Here is a 21752-nt window from a genome sequence, read left to right as displayed (position 1 = left end):
CGTTTGAGTGTAATTCAAATGTTTTTCCATATATAATAATAGGTAATAGAAGAGATGAGAAATTTTTAAATTGAAGATGTTCAGGAGTTAAAAAGTGGAGGAGTAGTAATGAATAGAGATAGAATGATTATTAAAGGCGGAAATCGTCTAGTAGGAGAAGTACAAGTTGAGGGAGCAAAAAATGCAGTATTGCCAATTTTAACTGCATCATTGTTAGCTTCAAAGGGAGCGAGTACATTACATAATGTGCCTGAGTTAAGCGATGTTGAAACGATTAATAATGTACTTTCAACGCTTAATGCTGAAATTGAGTATCATAAAGAGGATAACAGCGTGACAGTTGATGCGACGAAACAATTGAATTCAGAAGCACCTTATGAATATGTCAGTAAAATGCGTGCGAGTATTTTAGTCATGGGTCCATTGCTTGCACGTTTAGGTCATGCAAAAGTAGCTTTACCAGGCGGTTGCTCTATCGGAAGCAGACCGATTGAACAACATATCAAAGGATTTGAAGCACTAGGTGCCAAAATTCATTTAGAAAACGGCTTTGTCTTTGCAGAAACTGCAAATGGTTTAACAGGTGCAGAGATTCACTTAGATTTCCCAAGTGTAGGTGCTACGCAAAATATCATCATGGCAGCTTCATTAGCAAAAGGTAAATCTGTTATCGAGAATGTTGCACGTGAACCAGAAATCGTTGACCTAGCAAACTACATTAACGAAATGGGCGGTAATGTAACCGGTGCAGGAACAGATACAATTACGATTCATGGTGTCGAAGCTTTACATGGTGTAGAACATGCGATTATCCCAGATCGTATTGAAGCAGGTACATTACTTGTAGCAGGCGCTATTACAAGAGGCGATGTTTTAGTTAAAGGTGCAATTAAAGAACATTTAACAAGCTTGTTGTATAAACTAGAAGAAATGGGTGTCAACTTATCATATGAAGATAAAGGTATCCGAGTATCTGCAGAAGGTGAATTGCAACCAGTAGATATCAAAACATTACCACACCCAGGATTCCCTACAGATATGCAATCACAAATGATGGCGTTATTGTTAACAGCTGAAGGACATAAAGTCATTACAGAAACTGTCTTTGAAAATCGCTTTATGCATGTTGCTGAATTCAAACGAATGAATGCTCAAATTACGGTTGAAGGACGCAATGCAAAAATTACAGGTAAAAGCCATTTACAAGGCGCACAAGTGAAAGCAACTGATTTACGCGCTGCAGCAGCATTGATTTTAGCCGGTTTAGTGGCTGAAGGTACTACTGAAGTTTCAGAATTACAACACTTAGATAGAGGTTACGTAAACTTTAACGGTAAACTTAAAGCTTTAGGTGCTGATATTGAGCGTGTTAATAAATAAGTAAGTAGGGGATTAAGATGATTAAACGCTTTTATTTTAAAGTGATAAAATTACCGATTGGTTTTCACATACTCATCGTTATGCTTATGATGCTTTTGATGTTTTTCATCGGTATGTGTATCGGTTTTATATTGAATCATCAAAATCCGCTTAATATATTTGAATACCAGACTTGGTATCATTTCAAGCAAATTTTTGGAGGCTAGTAACATGGAAACAATTTTTGACTATAACCAAATTAAAAACATTATCCCACACCGCCAACCTTTTTTATTAATTGATAAAGTTGTTGAGTATGAAGAAGGTCAACGTTGTGTGGCTATTAAACAAGTATCAGGTAATGAACCATTCTTCCAAGGTCATTTCCCAGAATACGCGGTTATGCCAGGCGTGTTGATTACTGAAGCATTAGCACAAACTGGTGCAGTTGCGATTTTAAACAGTGAACAAAACAAAGGTAAAATCGCATTATTCGCTGGTATTGATAAATGTCGTTTCAAAAGACAAGTTGTACCTGGTGATACATTACAGTTAGAAGTTGAAATTACTAAAATGCGTGGACCAATTGGTAAAGGCACTGCGAAAGCAACTGTTGATGGTCAATTGGCATGTAGCTGTGAATTAACATTCGCAATCCAAGATGTATAAGCTGATATAAAAAGACTGAGACAATAGATATAAAGCATTGCTTTAATTCATCTATATTGTCTCAGTCTTTTTTTAATCTTCTCTTTTTTCGTCTTTTAAACGTGGTTTTGATTGCATCATACGGTTGAATGAAGTCTTCAATTCTTCACCAGATAATCCATCATCTACAAGTTGTGCTAATAAATTTTCAGCATAAACTTGTCTTAATGTATAGACGTGGCAATCAAAAATAATAGACATACGCTCATTATCGTATAATGAAATATTTTTAATCGTTGCATCGAATAATGCAGGATCATTAGAAGGACGTGTAATCACAACACGTATATCTAATAATGTTTCATCATCCATATATTCTTTCATAATATCGTAGTGGTTACTGGAGATTACAATTTCTAACAACCAGCCGGTGCCGCTTTGTTCTTTATTGATAATTACACCATCATAGAGTTCATATTCTATAACGCCACCGTGTTCAGTGACAATTTGGAATCTGACTGCTTTAAATGTTTTCAATTGAAGTCACTCCAATCTTTTTAAAATCTGCAAATTTTTTCTTTCTGATTCTAGTATAGCGTAAAAGATAAAAATATTTGAGAGATAGTACAGAAAATTAACCAATCAACTATAAAATTTCTCTTAATTTGTGTTTTGACGATATGTATCAATCTGAATATGATAGTAACCAAGGAGGTGACAAAATGCTTAATAAAATCGTTATTGTAGGAAGATTGACGAAACAACCTCAATTGACAGCAAAGGAGGAATCAGACATTGTATACTTTAGTGTTGCGACAGAACGTCATTATAACTATCAAGGCCAGAACAAACAATCTGTAGACTTTATTAATTGTAAGGCTTTTGGCAAGATTGCCCGAAATATTGCCAGCTATACACAAAAAGGATCGCTTGTCGGTATTACTGGCTATATGCATTCCTACAAATATGAAAAAGATAATCAAACACATTTCGGTATGGAGCTGGTTGTAGAAACAATCAAATTTATCTCGCATCCGAATGACAATTCAAGTTGTCAATTCTCATCACACCATGCACAAACGGACACTTTGATGGGTGAATATGAAGGAAGCCCGTCCTTCGACGCCATTCATCTCTAACTACCAAGTTATCCATTGACATTATATATGCTTAACTGCATATCTCCCAAAATCAAATTGCAACAACCAGCATGATGTATCCATCTCTATCCTGTTCAAAGTATCATGCTGTCCTCTCGTTAATTAAAAGTAATTCATTATGATGTTAGAATTATCCTTCTTTCTATTATAGGAAGGTTCCTATAATCTATTCCAAACTCTATTTTTAAACTCTATTTAGTCCAACGCATAGCTTTTACTGCGAAAGATGCTTGGATTGCTCCATTTTCAATTTTGTACTTTCAACTTAATCCATAAAAAACTCTTTAAATATACTAATACTCACCAAGACTTTGCATAAATTTCACTTTATGCAGGGTCTTTTTTCATAAAAACTACGTTTGACAGAGAAGAAATCGGGTTTTATTGCGGTTTTTTCTAGAAGTTTTAGCCGATGTAAAGGGTAAAATAACCCTTCAATTATCTGAAAGATTACATAAATGTTACATAGGTTAAGAGCCAAAATTCAGTTCGAATGTGATATTAATAGGATTTGAAGTGATAGTAAGATATCTAACTATTTTATTTTAATGTAATTTACACGTAAAATTAAGCTGTATTTTTTTATTTCGTTGTAACCTACACCCTGATTTCAGATGATATAGTTGTAATTGCAAATTGATGATATTAATCACACGAAAAAACAATTACCTTATAGGAGGATTTTTAGAAATGAAAAAATTATTAGTAGCTTCATCAGCAACAGCAGCATTATTCGCAGTAGGAGTAGGAGCAGAAGCTCACGCATCTGAACAAGGAAATGCAGATCAAGCACAATTAGCAGAAACAGCATTAAACAATCCTGAACAATTAAACGAAAGCCCTGTACAAGAAGGCGCTTATAATATTAACTTTGAATATAATGGTTTAGACTTCAACTTTGAATCAGACGGTCAATATTGGAGCTGGAGCTATGGTCAAGCAGGCGGTAACGCACCAGCAGCTCAAACTACAACTCAACAAGCACCAGCAGCTCAACAAGCTCCAGTAGCTGAGCAAGCAGCACCTCAAGCACAAGAAGCAACAACTCAACAAGCACCAGCACAACAAGCAGCACCTCAAGCTCAACAAGCTGCTCCACAACAATCAGCAAGCACTGGTTCATCAGTTGGTTTAAATGATCACTTACGTGCAATTGCACAACGTGAATCAGGTGGCGACATCCACGCAATCAACCCATCATCAGGTGCAGCAGGTAAATTCCAATTCTTACAATCAACTTGGGATTCAGTAGCACCAGCTGAATGGGTAGGTAAATCACCAGCATCAGCACCAGAAAGCGTACAAGACGCAGCAGCTGTTAAATTATATGACGGTGGCGCAGGTGCAGGTCACTGGGTTACTGCATAATTCAGTTAACTGATTATAAATAAATAGTTAAAAAATCTATCAGGCAGGTTATCTCCAATTTAGGAGGTAACCTGCCTTTTGTAATATGTATGTAAAGAAAGACACAAGAAATATATATTGTTGTAACCTATGTTATTAGGATAGATGCTATTATAAAGACATCAAATAAATGATTTAATACAAACACCTTATGGGAGGACATATTTTACATGAAGAAATTACTAGTAGCATCGACAGCGGTGACAGCTGCTGCAGCAGTATTGGCAACAGGAATTGGAACTCAAGACGTACAAGCAAAATCATCATCAAAAGCTGAACATGCGAAGAAAGTAAAAGACGCTGAAAAGTATCTAAACGAAAAAGGTGAATACACTGTAGTTAAAGGTGACACTTTAAATAAAATCGCTAAAAAATTCGACGTTAAAGTCAAAGAATTAAAAAAATGGAACGATAAAAAATCTGACTTAATCTTAGTAGATGAAAGTTTAAAAGTTAAAGAACCTAAAAAAGTTGCGACAACACAAACAGCTGTACAATCAGACAGCCACTATGCATACAATACGCAACAAGTATCTTACAATAATTATAACCAAGCGCAATCAAACAATGCGCCACAATCATCATATACAGCACCACAACAATCTTATAACGCACCACAAGCATCATACAGTGCACCATCATATGCATCTTATGGTTCAGGTTCAGTAAGATTAGCTAACGGTAATACTGCAGGTTCTACAGGTGCATACGCAGCAGCACAAATGGAAGCTCGTACAGGCGTATCTGCATCAGTATGGGAAAACATCATTGCACGTGAATCAAATGGACAATTACATGCACATAATGCATCAGGTGCACATGGTTTATTCCAAACAATGCCTGGTCATGGTTCAACAGCTTCAGTTCAAGATCAAATCAACTCAGCTGTACATGCATATAACGTACAAGGATTAAGTGCTTGGGGTTATTAATGTTAAATAGTTAAAATTCAAGTCGAGACTGAGGTCTCGGCTTTTTTTATGAAAACAGATTCATTGCAAGTATGAAAGGGCTTTGATATGTTTAGTATGTAAATAAATTAAATAAAAACTGCTAGGGGCGCCTTTTGGCTGAGATAGGAAACTAGACCCTTTAAACCTGATTTGGTTAAGACCAACGTAGGAAAGTAGATACATAGTATGCATGATGCAAAAATACTGAAACTGCACTCCTAGGTTGGAATGCAGTTTTTTTATTGGAGGAATAAAAGTGACTTTTGCTGAAACACTTGAAAGAGATGCACAACCGATTATTGATCAAATTTATGACGATAATTTCATTCAAGCATTGTTAAAAGGGAATATAGATAAAGAGTCAATTAGACAATATTTACGTGCAGATGCCTCGTATTTAAGAGAGTTTGCGAATATCTATGCATTATTAATTCCTAAAATGCCGAATTTAGAAAGTGTTCGATTTCTAGTTGATCAAATTCAATTCATTGTGAATGGTGAAGTGGAAGCACATGAATTCATGGCAGAATACGTGGGTGAACCGTATCACGAAATCGTACAACAAAAAGTGTGGCCGCCAAGTGGTGACCATTATATTAAACATATGTATTACAACGTTTATGCCCATGAAAATGCTGCATATGCGATTGCGGCAATGGCACCTTGTCCTTATGTCTATGCAGAAGTAGCAAAACGCGCAATGCAGGATGACAGATTAAATCAATCTTCTATATTGAAAAAATGGTTTGAATTCTATCAAACAGAAATGGATGCATTAATCGATGTTTTAAACCAATTAATGAATGAGTTAACAAAACATATGACAGATACAGAGAGACAAGAAGTCAGAGAGAATTATCTACAAAGTACAGTACATGAACGAAACTTCTTTAATATGGCTTATACAAAAGAACAATGGGAATTTGGAGGTAAATAATTATGAACAAACCGAAAATTGCTTTAACGATTGCAGGCACAGATCCAACAGGCGGCGCAGGTGTAATGGCTGACTTAAAGTCATTTCATGCATGCGGTGTGTATGGGATGGCCGCAATCACAAGTATCGTAGCGCAAAATACAAAAGGGGTTCAACACATTCATAACTTAGAATTATCTTGGTTAGAAGAACAGTTAGATAGTGTGTTTGATGACGAATTACCGCAAGCGATTAAAACTGGCATGATTGCGACAAAAGAAATGATGGAATTAATTCGTACTTATTTAGAAAAGCATCCTGAAATTCCATATGTCATTGATCCAGTAATGCTAGCCAAAAGTGGAGACTCTTTAATGGATGATAAAGGTAAACATGCCTTACAAAGTATCTTGTTACCACTTGCTGATGTTGCAACACCTAACTTACCTGAAGCAGAGGAAATTGTAGGATTCAAATTAGATAATGAAGATGCGATTAAAAAAGCAGGTAAAATCTTCATAGAAGAAATCGGCAGTAAAGGTGTAGTCATTAAAGGTGGTCATATCGAAGATGACAATATCGCAAAAGACTATCTATTTACGAAAGATGGTTTAGAAATTTTTGAAAGTGAAAGATATGAAACAAAACATACACATGGTACAGGTTGTACTTTTTCAGCTGTAATTGCGGCTGAGCTAGCGAAAGGGAAAACGATTTATGAAGCGGTTAAAAAAGCAAAAGACTTTATCGCATTAAGTATTAAATATACACCTGAGATCGGACAAGGCAGAGGACCAGTTAACCATTTTGCATATATGAAGAAAGTAGGATTAGATGATGAGTAAAGGTTTAGATAGAATCAGAACAGAACATCCATTAGTTATTTGTTTTACGAATGATGTCGTCAAAAATTTTACAGCTAATGGACTCTTAAGTTTAGGTGCGAGTCCAGCAATGAGCGAAGCACCAGAAGAAGCAGAAGATTTTTATCCACACGCGGGTGCAGTCTTAATTAATATTGGCACACTGACAAAAGCGAATGAACAAGCAATGTTAGAAGTTGGAAAAATTGCGAATAAAACAAACACACCGTTAGTATTTGATCCCGTTGCTGTGGGTGCATCAACGTATCGTAAACAATTCTGCAAAACATTCCTAGAGCAAGTGAAACCAACTGTAATCAAAGGAAATGCTTCAGAAATTTTAACGCTTATAGATGATACAACAACAATGAAAGGTACAGATAGTGCTGAAAGCTTAGATGTTGTATCCATTGCGAAAAAAGCACATGAACAATATCAAACTGCCATTGTGTTAACTGGCGAAACAGATGTCATTGCTCAAAACAATAAAATCGTTAAGCTGAATAATGGTTCACGTTTCTTAACACAAATTACAGGTGCAGGTTGTTTATTAGGTGCTATTGTAGGCGCATTCTTATTTAGAAATGAAAATCCAGAGATTGAAGATTTAATTGAAGCAGTTTCTGTTTATAATATTGCAGCTGAACGTGCTGAACAATTAAGTGAAAGTAAAGGACCAGGTACTTTCTTAGTTCAATTTATTGATGCCTTATATAAAATAGACAGTGAAGCAGCAGTTGAAAATCGTAAAGCACAAGAGGTGAAATAAGTGTTTCAACCAGAAGATTTAAAAGTTTACTTTATTTGCGGAACACAAGATATACCTGAAGGTCGTACGATTCATGAAGTATTAACTGAAGCATTAGAAGGCGGCATTACGATGTATCAATTTCGTGAAAAAGGGCCTAACGCTAAAACAGGTGATGCGAAGAAAGAACTGGCACAATCTTTGAAACAATTATGTAAACAATATCATGTACCTTTTATCGTAAATGATGATGTTGAATTAGCAGAGTTGATTGATGCTGATGGCATTCATGTTGGACAAGATGATGCGAAAGTGAATACTTTTAAGACACACTTTAAAAATAAAATTATCGGTTTAAGTGTCGGCAATGAAACAGAATTAGCGCAATCTGATTTAACAGATGTCGATTATATTGGCGTTGGTCCGATATTTAAAACAGGGTCTAAAGACGATGCCAGTGATCCTGTCGGCACAGAAATGATTGAAACATTGCATGAGAAAACAAATGGTATGCCGATTGTCGCAATTGGCGGTATTGCGTTAAATAATGTCGAACCGATTGCGCAAACACATGCACAAGGTGTATCGGTTATTTCAGCGATTGCTCAGAGTTCAAATGTTAAAGAAACCGTTCGCAATTTCTTACAATATTTTAAATAATGCCCTTAATTCTATGTTTTTGTTTTCTACACCTCATAGAATGTGATAAAATTATTTTTATGTGAATAATACCAATAGAGGTGGAAAAATGAATAAAAAAGCATTATTGCCTTTGCTTCTTGGGGTTATGGTTTTTCTTGCAGGATGTGATTATTCTAAACCTGAAAACAGAACAGGTTTTTTCTATAATACATTTGTGAAAAACATGGATAACATCATCCATTGGCTAGGCTCTAGTTTTAATAACGATTATGGATTAGCGATTATTGTCTTAGTTTTAGCAATCCGTATTGTCGTTCTGCCATTCATGCTTTCTAACTATAAGAACAGTCACTTAATGCGCGAAAAAATGGTGATTGCAAAACCAGATATGGACGCAGTGAAAGAGAAAGTAAAACGTGCACGCACACAAGAAGAAAAAATGGCAGCAAACCAAGAAATGATGGAAGTTTATAAAAAATACGATATGAATCCAATGCAAAGTATGCTTGGATGTTTACCAATGTTAATACAAATGCCTGTAATCATGGGCTTATTCTTCGTATTAAAATACCCATCACCAGGTGGTATTGTAGAACATCCTGATTTCTTATGGTTCAACTTAGCAAAACCGGATATTTGGATTACAATTATTGCCGGTGTGTTATACTTCCTACAAGCTTACGTATCAACATTCAGTATGCCGCCTGAACAAAAACAAATGAGTTACATGATGATGATCATTTCACCAATTATGATTATCTGGGTATCATTAAGTTCAGCAGCTGCATTAGGTTTATACTGGTCAGTCAGTGCCGCGTTCTTGATTGTTCAAACATATGTTGCGAACCAATATTACTCTAAGAAAGCGAAAGAAGAAGTCGCTCCGATGATTAGAGAATATGAAAAGAAACATGGTAAAGACGGTAAACAAAAAGGTGCGCAAGTCTTAGGTAAGAAAAACAGAAAGAAAAAATAATACATCATTGATGACTTAAAATCAGTTGCAACTAAAATTGCAGCTGATTTTTTATTTAGGATTTGTACAATAGGGAATAGTAATAGTAACTAAAAGTGTTATTTTAAAATTGGAGGGGAATACCAATGGAAATTAAATCAGTAACAACTGCTGACATTTTAGAGTTACAGAAAATCAGCTATAGAACTTTTGATGACACATTTAGAGAAATGAACAGCCCAGAAAATATTAAAGATTATTTAGATACAGCATTTACACAAGACAAACTAAGACGTGAATTAGAAGATCCACATTCGAATTTCTATTTCTTGTATGATAACGATAAAATTGTCGGATATTTAAAGTTGAATGAAGGGGATTCACAAACAGAACAAGTTTCATCTGATTGTACTGAAATAGAACGCTTATATATTTTGAAGAATTATCATGGCTATGGTTATGGTAAAAAATTATTGAACTTTGCTATAAAGACAGCAGTCGAAGATGGTAAAAAATGTGTATGGCTAGGTGTATGGGAGAAAAATGAACAAGCATTAGGTTTCTATAAACATTTAGGATTCAAGAAGATCTCAGAACATGATTTCATGATGGGGAATGATAGACAAACAGATTTAATACTAGCATATAATATCGAATAAAAAAGAAGCGGTTGAGAATTTAGATTTGTTCTCAACCGCTTCTTCATCTTATTTGCTTATTGTTCTGTAAACTGCCATTCGTTAAAGAATTGTGCGACGAAGAATTCCATAAAACGATGACGTTCTTGCGCAATTTCTGAAGCTGTTTCAGTATGCATTAAATCTTTAAGTTTAAACAATTTATCATAGAAATGCTTAATCGCTGAAGGATCATAACCTTCTAATTCGTTATCAGAACTAATACTATCAGGAATAGGCCCTTGCCACATCGGCTCATCAAAGTGACCCGCAAATTGGAACGTACGCGCTATACCAATTGCACCAATCGCATCTAAGCGATCTGCATCTCTAACAATATAACCTTCTTTGGATAAGGGGATTTCTTGATCCGCATTATGACGAAAGCTGATGTTTTTGATGATATGCATAATTTTTTCTTGATCCTGTCCACTAACTTCAATACGGTTTAAAAAATCAATTAGTTGATTTTCAGCAGCAGTTTCATCTGTTAATTTGGTATCTACCGTATCATGTAATAATGCAGCCATCTGAATAATGTAAGGATTGCCGTAGCCTTCTTGTTCAGAAATAAAGAGTGCCATTTTAACGACCCGCATGACATGGTTGATATCATGCCCTGTGTGATCTGTTTGATGGAAGTCTTTCATATATTGTTCAGCTGATTTTAATTGTTGGTATTGATTCATGACTTTGTGTACTCCTTTATGATTTACAATATCGGTGAAATTAAGTTGGCAATGGCTTCTTTGAATTTCACCCATAAACTGCGTTGATTATAACGCTCTTGTGTTAATTCTGAAGATAACATTAAATCTTGATTGAACTGGTCACGCAATTGTGCCGCAATTTGACGGTCATAAATAAACGCATTGATTTCAAAATTCAGTGTAAAACTACGATGGTCCATATTCGCTGTTCCTACACTTGCGACTTCGTCATCAATAATCATCATTTTTGAATGTAAGAAACCATTGTCATAATGATAAACCTTGACGCCTGATGCCAACAGTGATGCAACATTTTTCAATGTCGCAAAGTAGACGAATGGATGGTCTGGTTTATTTGGAATCATAATCGATACATCTACACCGCCTAATGCAGCAATAGACACAGCATCCATAAAGGCTTGGTCAGGAATAAAGTAGGGCGATTGAATTTGAATCGAATTTTTCGCTGAAGTAATCATTTTCAAATAACCGTATTTGATTTGCTCCCAATCTTCATCTGGACCGCTTGATGCGATTTGGATACCGATAGAACTACCTGTATCAATGTCAGGGAAGTAGCGATCAGAATAAGTGATGTTATCACGCTTAGCTTGTGAGTTCCAATCTAAAATAAAGCGTAATTGCAAGGCATTGACCGCATCTCCGACAATACGTAAGTGCGTGTCTCTCCAGTATCCGAAACGTTTGGATAAGCCTAAATATTCTTTACCAACATTGAAACCGCCGACATATCCGATATAACCATCAATCACGACAATTTTACGGTGATTTCGGTTGTTTAATCTAAAGTTGATAAGCGGTAATTTAGATGGGAAGAAAGATTCAACTTGTCCGCCCTTTCTTCTGAACTCATCAAAGTCTTTTAAAGTTAAGCCTCTGGAACCCATATCATCGTATAACATTTTTACTTCAAGGCCTTCTTCAAGTTTTTTCTCTAAGGCAGCTAAGATACGTTTACCAAGCTTGTCATTTCTAAAAATGTAATACTCGATATGGATGTAATCTGTGGCGTTTTCTATATCTTTAATCAACGCATCAAACTTTTCATGACCATCTGTAAAAATCGTCATTTCATTATCAGTAGTTAAGAAGGCTGAGTTATTATACAACAACATTTGTACCATTGATTTATGTTTGACGATTTCATGGTTTCCTTTAGAGAACTCTTTGGTTTGTAATGCTTTTAATTGTTCATTAACAATTGCCTCTAATCCAATACGGTCTTCCTCATCTAAGGAAAAGATATGATCTCTTTGGATTTGACGGCCCAGCAATAAATAAAGTATGAACCCGATAACAGGCAAGAATACGAGTACGAGCAACCATGCCCAAATCGATCCTGCAGATCTTCTTTCCATAAATACAATAACGAAACCGAATACGAGGTTTAATATGAATAAGCCGATTAAAATAATATTGATGACTAAATTGGCTTGAAAAGGTATAAAGTCGAAATTATACATAAGTAACCTCCGTGTTGTTAATCAGCAATTATGTATGTTTTTACTTTGGCTGATGTTGAACTTATTGTAACACAGGCACACCTTTCACGATACATTTGACATATACCTATATAGGGTATATTCTAGAGATAGAAACCTAACAGGACGGAGGTTCAAACATGACGCAAGAAGAACGCGCACATCATTCAGAAAAAATCAAATCTAACCTTAAAGCACGACTAAATCGTATAGAAGGACAAGTCAGAGCGATTAATCGCATGATAGACGAAGATGTTTATTGTGATGATGTTTTAACACAAATCAGAGCGACACGTTCAGCTTTGAATAGTGTTGCTGTAAAATTGCTGGATCATCATATGAAAGGCTGTATTTTGCATAAAGCTGAAGATGGACAAGCAGAAGCTGCAATGGAAGAATTATTAGTTACCGTCCAAAAATTAATTAAAGATTAATAAAGGAGTCAGACATGCATAGTAGTGTGATTCAAATCAGTGGTATGGAAACTGAAGAACAACAGCATATTTTGCAAGAACATTTGCAGCAAATGATTGGTATGTCAGAAGTGCAAGTGGATCTGAAATCACAAGAAGTGAAAGCGAGTTACCAGACACCAATCAGTTTAAACAATTTGGAAAAAGAAATTTATGATCAAGGTTACCAAATATTAAATTAAAAAGAGGAGTGTTGTGATATGGAAAAACAATTAAAAGTTGAAGGTATGAGTTGCAGTCATTGTAAAAAAGCTGTAGAAGATGCTGTTGGTAAAGTAAATGGGGTTGACCAAGTAACGGCTACTCCAGATAATGATACAGTAGACGTAACATTCAATGGTGAAGATAAAGTATTATCTGAAGTTGAATCAGCAATTTATGACGCAGGTTATGACGTTGTAAAATAAGACAGAATTATAAAGGCTCAAGTTATCTCTATGGCTGAGCCTTCTTTTTTAAATAAAAATATACCTATATAGGGTATAGGAGCGGGTGAAATATGGAAAAAGCAGAGTTTAAAATATCAGGTATGACTTGTGCTGCTTGCTCATCACGAATTGAACGGGTTTTGAGTCGTACAGAAGGGATCGACCAAGCGAATGTGAACTTAGTCACTGAAAAAGCATCTATCGAATATGACCAAAGCCATGTCGATATGGATCAAGTCTTTGAAAAAGTGAAACAGCTCGGTTATGAACCCATTGCGCTTGAAACTGCAGATGAAGCAAAAGCACGTAAAAACCAAGAGTTAAACCGTCAAAAAATGAAATTTATTATTGCGATGATTTTATCATTGCCATTGTTATATACCATGGTGGGGCATTTCAGTTTCTTAAGCTTCTTGCCACTCCCTCATGTGATGACAGAACCGTGGTTCCAATTTATCTTAGCAACGCCAGTCCAATTTATTCTAGGTTGGCAATTCTATAAAGGTGCGTATGGTGCATTAAGAAATAAGAGTGCTAATATGGATGTCTTGGTCGCATTAGGGACTTCCGCAGCGTACTTCTATAGTATCTATATGTGGATTATTCATGCAGGTGAAAAACACATTCCATTGTACTTTGAAACCAGTGCAGTTTTAATAACGTTAATCTTACTTGGTAAATACTTTGAGGCGAAAGCTAAAGGCCATGCGAGTGATGCGATTAATAAATTGTTATCACTTCAAGTTAAAGAAGCGCGTGTAGAACGAGATGGGGAAGCGGTCTCTTTACCAGTCGATCAAGTACAAAAAGGTGATGTTTTACTGATTAAAAGCGGTGAATATGTGCCTTTAGATGGTGAAATTATCGAAGGGGAGACGAGTTTAGATGAATCAATGTTAACTGGTGAAAGTATTCCTGTAGATAAAACGATTGGTGATGAAGTCATCGGTGCCACATTAAACCATGGAAACTTTATTAAAGTGAAAGTGACACATACAGGCGATGATTTAGTATTAAATCAAATTATTAAAATTGTTGAAGAAGCACAAGGAGAAAAACCAAATATTCAACGTTTAGCAGATAAGATTTCTGGAATCTTTGTGCCGACAGTACTCGGTATCGCGCTTGTTGTGTTTATTATTTGGTTCAGTTTTATCACACCATTTAATTTTCAATCTAGTTTAGAGGTCTTTATCGCAGTCATAGTTATTGCATGTCCATGTGCTTTAGGTCTTGCGACACCGACTTCAATTATGGCTGGATCAGGACGTTCAGCAGAATTAGGTGTGTTATTCAAATCATCTGAAGCGTTAGAACAAACGCAAAATGTGGACACAATCGTATTTGATAAAACAGGCACATTAACAGAAGGGCAACCTTCAGTATACAAAGTCATCGATAATACAGATAATCAACAGTTCGGAACACTTGTAAAAAGTTTAGAAGTACAATCTGAACATCCATTATCACAAGCAATTACAGACTATTATCAAGATGCGCAAAACTTGATAGTAGAACAGTATCAAACACATCCAGGTAATGGTATCAGTGGTTATATTAATGGACAGTTTATCAAAATCGGATCACAAAGCTTTATTCAACCTGATTTGAATGATTGGGATGAGCAGCTTGAAGCAGAAATAAAAAATTTACAACATCAAGGTTCAACGGTTGTATTAGCTTCAATCGATAATCAATTTGCGGGATTGATTGCCTTAAGAGATGAACCGAAAACAAGTGCCAAAGCATTAATTGAGCGCTTAAATCCACATTATGACATTGTGATGTTAAGTGGTGACAGCCAAGGTACAGCTGAAGTCATTGCTGAAGAGTTAGGCATTAACCGTGTCATCGCTGGCGTGAAACCTGATCATAAAGCTGAAGAGATTACGAAATTACAAGACGAAGGTAAAAATGTGATGATGGTCGGTGATGGTATCAATGATGCACCAGCATTAGCAAAAAGTAACATCGGCTTGGCGATGGGTACAGGTTCTGATATTGCGATTGAAGCAGGCGACATTATGATTGTCGGTGGAGATATTGAAAAAGTAGAAGATGCGTTAGATATGAGTCAGCGTACGATGAAGAATATTAAACAAAACTTATTCTTCGCATTCTGTTACAATGCAATCGGCATTCCGATTGCGGCATTCGGTTTACTTGCCCCATGGGTGGCTGGCGCTGCAATGGCATTCAGTTCAGTCTCAGTCGTACTCAATGCATTAAGACTACAAAAAGTTAAACCACAAAAGAAAATATAAAAATAATGTAGTAAAATGAAAATTTTTAGGGTAGAATAAAAGTAACTATTCTATAGTAATACGAAGATGGGGTGAACACGAATGAATAATAATACAGATAAACTACGTAATGTCGTTCAATTGTTATCTTCGCTCGGTGTCAATATTAAGAAAACGAAATCCAGATTAGAGATTATGCATACGTTACCGAATACTTCAGTAGCGACACCAAAATTAAAGTAATAAAAAACAGGTTATCGATTCGGACATTGAATGCAATGTTCAACCGATAACCTGTTTTTTTAGTTTGTATAAGATTTAGAACGTAAGAAGTCTGGTTGATAAGGGACAGGTTGGTGATAGTAGATTGATAAGATCACACCGACACCCGTCATTAAACTCCATAAAGAGCTACCGCCGTAACTGATGAATGGAAGCGGAATACCTGTAATTGGTAATAATTGAACTGTCATTCCCATGTTTTGGACTGCATGGAATAAAACAAGTGTCATAAATCCGATAATATAAATCTTGTTGTAAATAATTGTGTTTTTATTCGCAAGACGTACCAAGTGGAACATCAGCACAATAAATAAAATGATTAATAATACAGCGCCGATAAATCCGAATTCCTCACCAACAACAGAGAAGATAAAGTCAGTATGGTTTTCAGGAATATAAACTTCACCATGATTAAGTCCTTTACCTAATAATTGCCCAGAACCGATTGCTTTTAGCGACTCTGTTAAATGATAACCATCGCCTGAACTATAAGAATAAGGATCTAACCATGAAGCGATACGCCCTAATTGATAGGTTTTAATACCGAACCCATTTTCAATTAATGATGGTTTGAAGATAATAGATAAAATAAAGAATGCACCGATTGATAAAATCGTTAAGAAAATTGGTGCAAGGATTTTCCAAGAAATCCCACTGACGATTAAAACACCTGTTAAGATTGCTAGGCAGACTAACGTTGTCCCTAAGTCATTTTGTAAAAAGATTAAAGCCATCGGAATACCTGTGACTATTAATAATTTAAAGAATAACTTAAAGTCAGTTTCTAATGATTTGTTAAATGTATATTTGTTATGACGAGATACAATCTTCGCAAGCATTAAAATCAGTATAATTTTCATAAACTCAGAAGGTTGGATACTGATCGGACCAAAACTGTACCAACTTTTTGCACCGTTGATGATAGGTGTTATCGCTGTTTCCGGCATTACCAATAAGACAATTAACAAAACACATAAAATGCCGTACAACGTATACGTGTATTTCATAATGCGCTTAGGTGAGATTACCATAATTGCAAAGGCGATTATAAAACCGAGTATGTAATAAATGATTTGTTTAATACTGAAGTTTGCGCTATATTGACCGCCGCCCATGGCAGATTTTATAAAAACGACACTAATGATAGCAAATATTACCAAAATGCCGATTAAAACCCAGTCAATACGCCGTATCCATGATTTATTAGGTTGTTGACGTGAAGCTTTCATAAATAGTCTCCTTTAATGCATGTTTTACATCAGTTCAATTGATGTTGACAGGTTACTCTTTGATAGTTGAATGTTATGTATAGTTATCCATATGAAAAACTATAGCATATTTGAACTTTCATCTGTAGCTATTTCCTATTATATACCGTTTTACCAATTATGACTTTAATTTCTCAGGTTTGACATGCAATAAATTAGGAAATCGTGATAAAATAAAGTTTAACAATGCGTTTGGAGGAAAGAACATGGCTAAAGAAAATATATGTATCATTTATGGTGGAAAAAGCGCGGAACATGATGTTTCTATTTTAACTGCGCAGAATGTCTTAAATGCTATTGATAAAGATAAGTACCAAGTAGATATTATCTACATTACAAATGATGGTGCTTGGAAAAAGAAAGATAACATCGTCGATAGTGTGGAAGATACAGAAACTTTGCGCCTAGAAGATGTAAAAGAAGGTGAAATTTCCAGCTTGCTTACAAACAGCAGTTCTGGACAGCCATATTCAGCAGTATTCCCATTATTACACGGACCGAATGGTGAAGACGGAACAATTCAAGGATTATTTGAAGTATTAGATTTACCGTATGTCGGTAATGGTGTGTTAGCAGCTTCTAGTACAATGGATAAACTTGTCATGAAACAATTATTTGCACATAGAGGTTTACCGCAATTACCATATGTCAGCTTTTTAAGAAGTGAGTATGACAAATATCAAAGCAATATTTTAAAACTTGTGCATGACAAATTAGAATATCCTGTCTTTGTAAAACCAGCAAACTTAGGTTCAAGTGTCGGTATCAGTAAATGTAACAACGAAGAAGAGTTAAAAGCAGGGATTGAAGAAGCTTTCCAATTCGATAGAAAACTTGTGATTGAACAAGGTGTCGTTGCGAGAGAAGTCGAAGTTGCGGTATTAGGTAATGATTACCCAGAAACAACGGAACCAGGGGAAGTTATCAAAGATGTGGCATTCTATGACTATAAATCTAAATATTTAGATGGTAATATCCGTTTATCTATTCCAGCTGAATTAGACAGTGAAGTACGTACAACACTTCGTAATATGGCAGTTGAAGCATTTAAAGCAACAGACTGCGCAGGCTTATTACGTGCAGATTTCTTTGTGACAGAAGATAATCAAATCTACATTAATGAAACAAATGCGATGCCAGGATTTACTAAATTCAGTATGTATCCAAGTCTGTGGGAAAGCATGGGCTTATCATACTCTGACTTGATTACAAAATTAATTGAGTTAGCGAAAGAAAAACATATCGAAAAACAAAAGAACAAATACAAAATTGATTAAGGTCGTGTACTTACATGATAGAAGTAACTTTAAAACAAATTAAAGCGTGGATTCCTTGTGAAATTGATGAAAAATATTTAGATCATACAATTAAAGGTGTCACAATCGACTCAAGAAAAATTGATGAAGGTAATTTGTTTATCCCATTTAAAGGTGAAAATACAGATGGTCATCGATTTGTAGAACAAGCATTACAAGATGGTGCAGGCGCTGTTTTTTATCAAAAAGATGTCAAACCAGAACATCCAGTAGAAGGTCCTGTCATCTGGGTTGATGATACCTTATTAGCACTGCAAGAACTGGCGAAAGCTTACTTGCAGCACGTACAACCAAAAGTAATTGCTGTAACAGGATCTAATGGTAAGACAACAACTAAAGATATGATTGAAAGTGTCTTAAAGCCGAATTTCAAAGTGAAGAAAACACAAGGAAATTACAATAATGAAATTGGGATGCCAATAACGATTTTAGAGTTAGATGAGGATACTGAAATTTCCATTTTAGAAATGGGTATGTCAGGTTTCCATCAAATTGAACTACTATCTGAAATCGCACAACCTGATATTGCAGTGATTACCAATATCGGTGAATCACATATGCAAGATTTAGGTTCTAGAGAAGGTATTGCCCGAGCTAAATTTGAAATTGTTGCTGGTTTAAAACCAGAAGGTGTACTGCTTTATGATGGAGATGAACCTTTACTTGTACCGCATGTTCATACGTTAGAAAACAATCAAGCCATCAGTATCGGCATAAGTTCTGAGAATGAAGTGGTATGTCATGTTGAACAACATGATGCGTTAGGTATTGCATTTAGTATCAATGATCAAGAACATTATCAAATTCCTATTTTAGGTATTCATAATATGCGTAATGCAGCAATTGCGATTACGGTCGGCAAATTGTCAGGTCTTGATTATGAAACAATTAAAACGAATATTGCGCAAGTCCAATTGACGCAAATGCGTATGGAGTTGCATCATTCTAAACAAGATGTCGCAGTAATTAATGACGCTTATAATGCCAGCCCAACAAGTATGAAAGCGGCTATTGATACGCTATCTGCAATGGATGGACGCAAAATCTTGATTTTAGCGGATGTGCTAGAATTAGGAGAAAACAGTGCAGCAATGCATGCTTCAGTAGGTGAATACTTAGAAGATAAAGGTATCGACTATTTATTGACTTACGGCGAAGAAGCGGCACATATTCATCAAGCGGGTAAAGCATTTGTAGAGACTGCCGAACATTTTGATGATAAAACACAATTAATCGCATATACGTTAGCACATGTTCAACCAAAAGATAATGTGTTGATTAAGGGGTCAAGAGGTATGGCTTTAGAAGAAGTAGCTCAAGCTCTATTAGAACAAAATTAATTAGAAAGTCAGCGAGATGATGAAATTTCTTATTACGAGAAATCCTATCATCTTACTGACTTTTTTACTTTCTAGTGAGAATTGCATGATTGCTATAATGGGCTTAAGGTGGTACTATATAGAAGTTGATGAAAAATTAAAGACAAGGTGGGGGCGGGTGCTCATTAGTTCTGTATCCATACAGAATAATTGTTAAAGTATTAACCGCTCATTTTTTATCATTTTTAGATGAAAATGAAACTGATAGATGATGTATATCTACTGAAATAAAGAGAGCACAAATTCATCAAAGTCGTCTCGACCATATATAAAGGAGAATTATTTTGCAAAAATTTATAGACTTAGGTGTTTCAGAACAAACTGCTGAAACGCTTGCTAATATGGGCTTCGAAGAACCGACTCCTATACAAAATGATAGTATTCCGTTTGCATTGCACGGTTTAGATATTTTAGGACAAGCGCAAACAGGTACAGGTAAAACGGGAGCGTTTGGTATTCCGTTAATTGAGAAAGTTGTCGGAAAAGAAGGCGTACAAGCACTGATTTTAGCACCTACACGCGAACTTGCAATGCAAGTTGCGGAACAATTACGTGCATTCAGTCGCGGACAACGCGTACAAGTCGTAACAGTTTTCGGTGGTATGCCGATCGGACGCCAAATTAAAGCGTTGAAAAAAGGACCGCAAATTGTTGTAGGTACACCAGGACGTGTCATTGACCACTTGAACCGTCGTACACTTAAAACAAATGATATCCACACATTAATTATTGATGAAGCGGATGAAATGATGAACATGGGCTTCATCGACGATATGAGATTCATTATGGACCATATTCCATCAGAAAATCGTCAAACAATGTTGTTCTCAGCAACAATGCCTAAAGCCATCCAAGCTTTAGTACAACAATTCATGAAAGACCCTAAAATCGTTAAAACAATGAATAACGAAATGTCAGATCCGCAAATTGATGAATACTACACAATCGTTAAAGAATTAGAGAAATTCGAAACATTTACCAACTTCTTAGATGTCCACCAACCAGAATTAGCAATTGTCTTCGGTCGTACAAAACGTCGTGTAGACGAATTAACAAGTGCATTAATTTCAAAAGGCTACAAAGCTGAAGGTTTGCATGGTGATATTACACAAGCAAAACGTTTAGAAGTCTTGAAGAAATTTAAAAATGACCAAATCGATATTTTAGTTGCGACAGACGTTGCAGCACGTGGTTTAGATATTTCAGGTGTCAGCCATGTATACAACTTCGACATTCCTCAAGATACTGAAAGTTATACTCACCGTATCGGACGTACAGGCCGTGCCGGTAAAAAAGGTATCGCGGTTACATTCGTTAACCCGATTGAAATGGACTATATCCGTCAAATCGAAGATACAAATAATAGACGTATGAAAGCGTTAAGACCACCACATCGTAAAGAAGTATTACGTGCACGCGAAAATGATATTAAAGAAAAAGTAGAAAAATGGATGAATCAAGAACATTCAGAACGTCTACAAAATATCTCTTCTCAATTATTAAATGAATATGATGATGTAGAATTAGTAGCTGCATTATTACAAGAATTAGTAGAGTCAAATGATGAAGTAGAAGTTCAATTAACATTCGAAAAACCACTTGCACGCAAAGGTCGTCATAATGCGAAAGGTCCTCGTCGTGGAGGCAAACCTTCTAATAAACGTTCAAACAATAAATTTGATAACAAAAACCGTCGCGGTAAAGGCAAATTTAATGGTAAAAAACAAAAACACGATAAAAAAGATCATAAAAAACCGATTAAAGGTCGTACATTCGCAGACATGCAAAAATAGGCTCTTTGTCAAATTCGGTTGATATATAAA

Annotated in this window: 24 protein-coding genes and 1 riboswitch; of the genes, 20 read left to right on the top strand and 4 right to left on the bottom strand. The window is 35.7% G+C overall.

Annotation, left to right across the window (positions count from 1 at the left end; translation table 11 throughout):
- Positions 1-108 precede the first annotated feature (108 nt).
- Genes murA through fabZ form a run of 3 tightly spaced genes read left to right on the top strand, consistent with a single transcriptional unit; the run spans position 109 to position 2028 of the window.
- Positions 109-1380: a UDP-N-acetylglucosamine 1-carboxyvinyltransferase gene (gene murA, locus HMPREF2937_RS09675; RefSeq protein ID WP_002481780.1), complete on the top strand. Its 1272-nt coding sequence runs from the start codon at positions 109-111 to the stop codon at positions 1378-1380.
- Positions 1381-1397: 17 nt separating this feature from the next.
- Positions 1398-1586, top strand: coding sequence for a DNA-directed RNA polymerase subunit beta (locus tag HMPREF2937_RS14265; protein ID WP_002481779.1), 189 nt, complete (start codon positions 1398-1400; stop codon positions 1584-1586).
- A gap of 4 nt (positions 1587-1590) precedes the next feature.
- Complete coding sequence (fabZ, locus tag HMPREF2937_RS09665; RefSeq protein WP_002481778.1) at positions 1591-2028, top strand: 3-hydroxyacyl-ACP dehydratase FabZ; 438 nt, start codon at positions 1591-1593, stop codon at positions 2026-2028.
- Between the two features lie 72 nt (positions 2029-2100).
- Here fabZ and HMPREF2937_RS09660 read toward each other — a convergent pair whose 3' ends face one another.
- Positions 2101-2544 carry a YwpF family protein gene (locus HMPREF2937_RS09660; RefSeq protein WP_002481777.1) on the bottom strand — a complete coding sequence of 148 codons (444 nt, stop codon included), beginning with the start codon at positions 2542-2544 and terminating at the stop codon, positions 2101-2103.
- A 185-nt stretch (positions 2545-2729) separates the two neighbouring features.
- Here HMPREF2937_RS09660 and HMPREF2937_RS09655 point away from each other — a divergent pair, with 185 nt between their 5' ends.
- The 9 genes from HMPREF2937_RS09655 to HMPREF2937_RS09615 all read left to right on the top strand — a co-directional run bounded on the left by HMPREF2937_RS09655 (position 2730) and on the right by HMPREF2937_RS09615 (position 10310).
- Complete coding sequence (locus HMPREF2937_RS09655) at positions 2730-3146, top strand: single-stranded DNA-binding protein (protein WP_002481776.1); 417 nt, start codon at positions 2730-2732, stop codon at positions 3144-3146.
- Positions 3147-3857: 711 nt separating this feature from the next.
- The gene (locus HMPREF2937_RS09650; RefSeq protein ID WP_070462648.1) at positions 3858-4535 is read left to right on the top strand and encodes a transglycosylase family protein; all 678 of its coding nucleotides are present in this window, start codon (positions 3858-3860) and stop codon (positions 4533-4535) included.
- A gap of 209 nt (positions 4536-4744) precedes the next feature.
- Positions 4745-5506 carry a LysM peptidoglycan-binding domain-containing protein gene (locus tag HMPREF2937_RS14190; protein ID WP_060804050.1) on the top strand — a complete coding sequence of 254 codons (762 nt, stop codon included), beginning with the start codon at positions 4745-4747 and terminating at the stop codon, positions 5504-5506.
- Positions 5507-5619: 113 nt separating this feature from the next.
- Positions 5620-5716: riboswitch (TPP riboswitch) on the top strand.
- A 67-nt stretch (positions 5717-5783) separates the two neighbouring features.
- Positions 5784-6464, top strand: coding sequence for a thiaminase II (gene tenA / locus HMPREF2937_RS09640; RefSeq protein WP_060804051.1), 681 nt, complete (start codon positions 5784-5786; stop codon positions 6462-6464).
- 2 nt (positions 6465-6466) lie between these two features.
- Complete coding sequence (gene thiD / locus HMPREF2937_RS09635; RefSeq protein WP_002481772.1) at positions 6467-7288, top strand: bifunctional hydroxymethylpyrimidine kinase/phosphomethylpyrimidine kinase; 822 nt, start codon at positions 6467-6469, stop codon at positions 7286-7288.
- Complete coding sequence (gene thiM, locus HMPREF2937_RS09630) at positions 7281-8075, top strand: hydroxyethylthiazole kinase (RefSeq protein ID WP_060804052.1); 795 nt, start codon at positions 7281-7283, stop codon at positions 8073-8075. The genes thiD and thiM overlap by 8 nt, the downstream gene beginning before the upstream one ends.
- Positions 8076-8714, top strand: a complete 639-nt coding sequence (gene thiE, locus HMPREF2937_RS09625) for a thiamine phosphate synthase (RefSeq protein WP_060804053.1) — start codon at positions 8076-8078, stop codon at positions 8712-8714.
- A gap of 88 nt (positions 8715-8802) precedes the next feature.
- On the top strand, positions 8803-9672 hold the full coding sequence (yidC, locus tag HMPREF2937_RS09620) for a membrane protein insertase YidC (RefSeq protein ID WP_002481769.1): 870 nt from the start codon (positions 8803-8805) through the stop codon (positions 9670-9672).
- Between the two features lie 125 nt (positions 9673-9797).
- Positions 9798-10310, top strand: coding sequence for a GNAT family N-acetyltransferase (locus HMPREF2937_RS09615; protein ID WP_002481768.1), 513 nt, complete (start codon positions 9798-9800; stop codon positions 10308-10310).
- Positions 10311-10366: 56 nt separating this feature from the next.
- On the opposite strand, the gene HMPREF2937_RS09610 is transcribed toward HMPREF2937_RS09615, so the two are convergent.
- The gene (locus HMPREF2937_RS09610) at positions 10367-11017 is read right to left on the bottom strand and encodes an HD domain-containing protein (protein WP_070864471.1); all 651 of its coding nucleotides are present in this window, start codon (positions 11015-11017) and stop codon (positions 10367-10369) included.
- A 23-nt stretch (positions 11018-11040) separates the two neighbouring features.
- On the bottom strand, positions 11041-12522 hold the full coding sequence (gene cls / locus HMPREF2937_RS09605) for a cardiolipin synthase (protein ID WP_002481766.1): 1482 nt from the start codon (positions 12520-12522) through the stop codon (positions 11041-11043).
- Between the two features lie 158 nt (positions 12523-12680).
- Here cls and csoR point away from each other — a divergent pair, with 158 nt between their 5' ends.
- From csoR to HMPREF2937_RS13780, 5 genes are all read left to right on the top strand, one after another.
- The gene (gene csoR, locus HMPREF2937_RS09600; protein ID WP_002481765.1) at positions 12681-12974 is read left to right on the top strand and encodes a copper-sensing transcriptional repressor CsoR; all 294 of its coding nucleotides are present in this window, start codon (positions 12681-12683) and stop codon (positions 12972-12974) included.
- A 14-nt stretch (positions 12975-12988) separates the two neighbouring features.
- The gene (locus HMPREF2937_RS09595; RefSeq protein WP_002481764.1) at positions 12989-13195 is read left to right on the top strand and encodes a putative copper chaperone CsoZ; all 207 of its coding nucleotides are present in this window, start codon (positions 12989-12991) and stop codon (positions 13193-13195) included.
- Between the two features lie 18 nt (positions 13196-13213).
- The gene (locus HMPREF2937_RS09590) at positions 13214-13420 is read left to right on the top strand and encodes a copper ion binding protein (protein ID WP_002481763.1); all 207 of its coding nucleotides are present in this window, start codon (positions 13214-13216) and stop codon (positions 13418-13420) included.
- A gap of 92 nt (positions 13421-13512) precedes the next feature.
- A complete protein-coding gene (locus HMPREF2937_RS09585; RefSeq protein ID WP_070864470.1) occupies positions 13513-15705 on the top strand; it encodes a heavy metal translocating P-type ATPase in 2193 nt (730 codons plus the stop codon).
- A gap of 81 nt (positions 15706-15786) precedes the next feature.
- The gene (locus HMPREF2937_RS13780) at positions 15787-15927 is read left to right on the top strand and encodes an Lmo0850 family protein (protein ID WP_023016106.1); all 141 of its coding nucleotides are present in this window, start codon (positions 15787-15789) and stop codon (positions 15925-15927) included.
- 59 nt (positions 15928-15986) lie between these two features.
- Here HMPREF2937_RS13780 and HMPREF2937_RS09580 read toward each other — a convergent pair whose 3' ends face one another.
- Positions 15987-17195: an FtsW/RodA/SpoVE family cell cycle protein gene (locus tag HMPREF2937_RS09580; protein ID WP_002481760.1), complete on the bottom strand. Its 1209-nt coding sequence runs from the start codon at positions 17193-17195 to the stop codon at positions 15987-15989.
- Between the two features lie 245 nt (positions 17196-17440).
- On the opposite strand from HMPREF2937_RS09580, the gene HMPREF2937_RS09575 reads away from it, so the two are divergent.
- From HMPREF2937_RS09575 to HMPREF2937_RS09565, 3 genes are all read left to right on the top strand, one after another.
- Positions 17441-18511 (top strand): D-alanine--D-alanine ligase, encoded by a 1071-nt coding sequence (locus HMPREF2937_RS09575; RefSeq protein WP_002481759.1) that lies wholly within the window; start codon positions 17441-17443, stop codon positions 18509-18511.
- Between the two features lie 14 nt (positions 18512-18525).
- Positions 18526-19890 (top strand): UDP-N-acetylmuramoyl-tripeptide--D-alanyl-D-alanine ligase, encoded by a 1365-nt coding sequence (gene murF, locus HMPREF2937_RS09570; RefSeq protein ID WP_070864469.1) that lies wholly within the window; start codon positions 18526-18528, stop codon positions 19888-19890.
- A gap of 323 nt (positions 19891-20213) precedes the next feature.
- Complete coding sequence (locus HMPREF2937_RS09565; protein WP_002481757.1) at positions 20214-21722, top strand: degradosome RNA helicase CshA; 1509 nt, start codon at positions 20214-20216, stop codon at positions 21720-21722.
- Positions 21723-21752 lie beyond the last annotated feature (30 nt).

The sequence above is a fragment of the Staphylococcus sp. HMSC061G12 genome (assembly GCF_001838465.1).
Lineage (GTDB): Bacteria > Bacillota > Bacilli > Staphylococcales > Staphylococcaceae > Staphylococcus > Staphylococcus simulans.
Note: the sequence above shows the minus strand (reverse complement) of the source record. Positions and strands in the feature narration are given on the sequence as shown.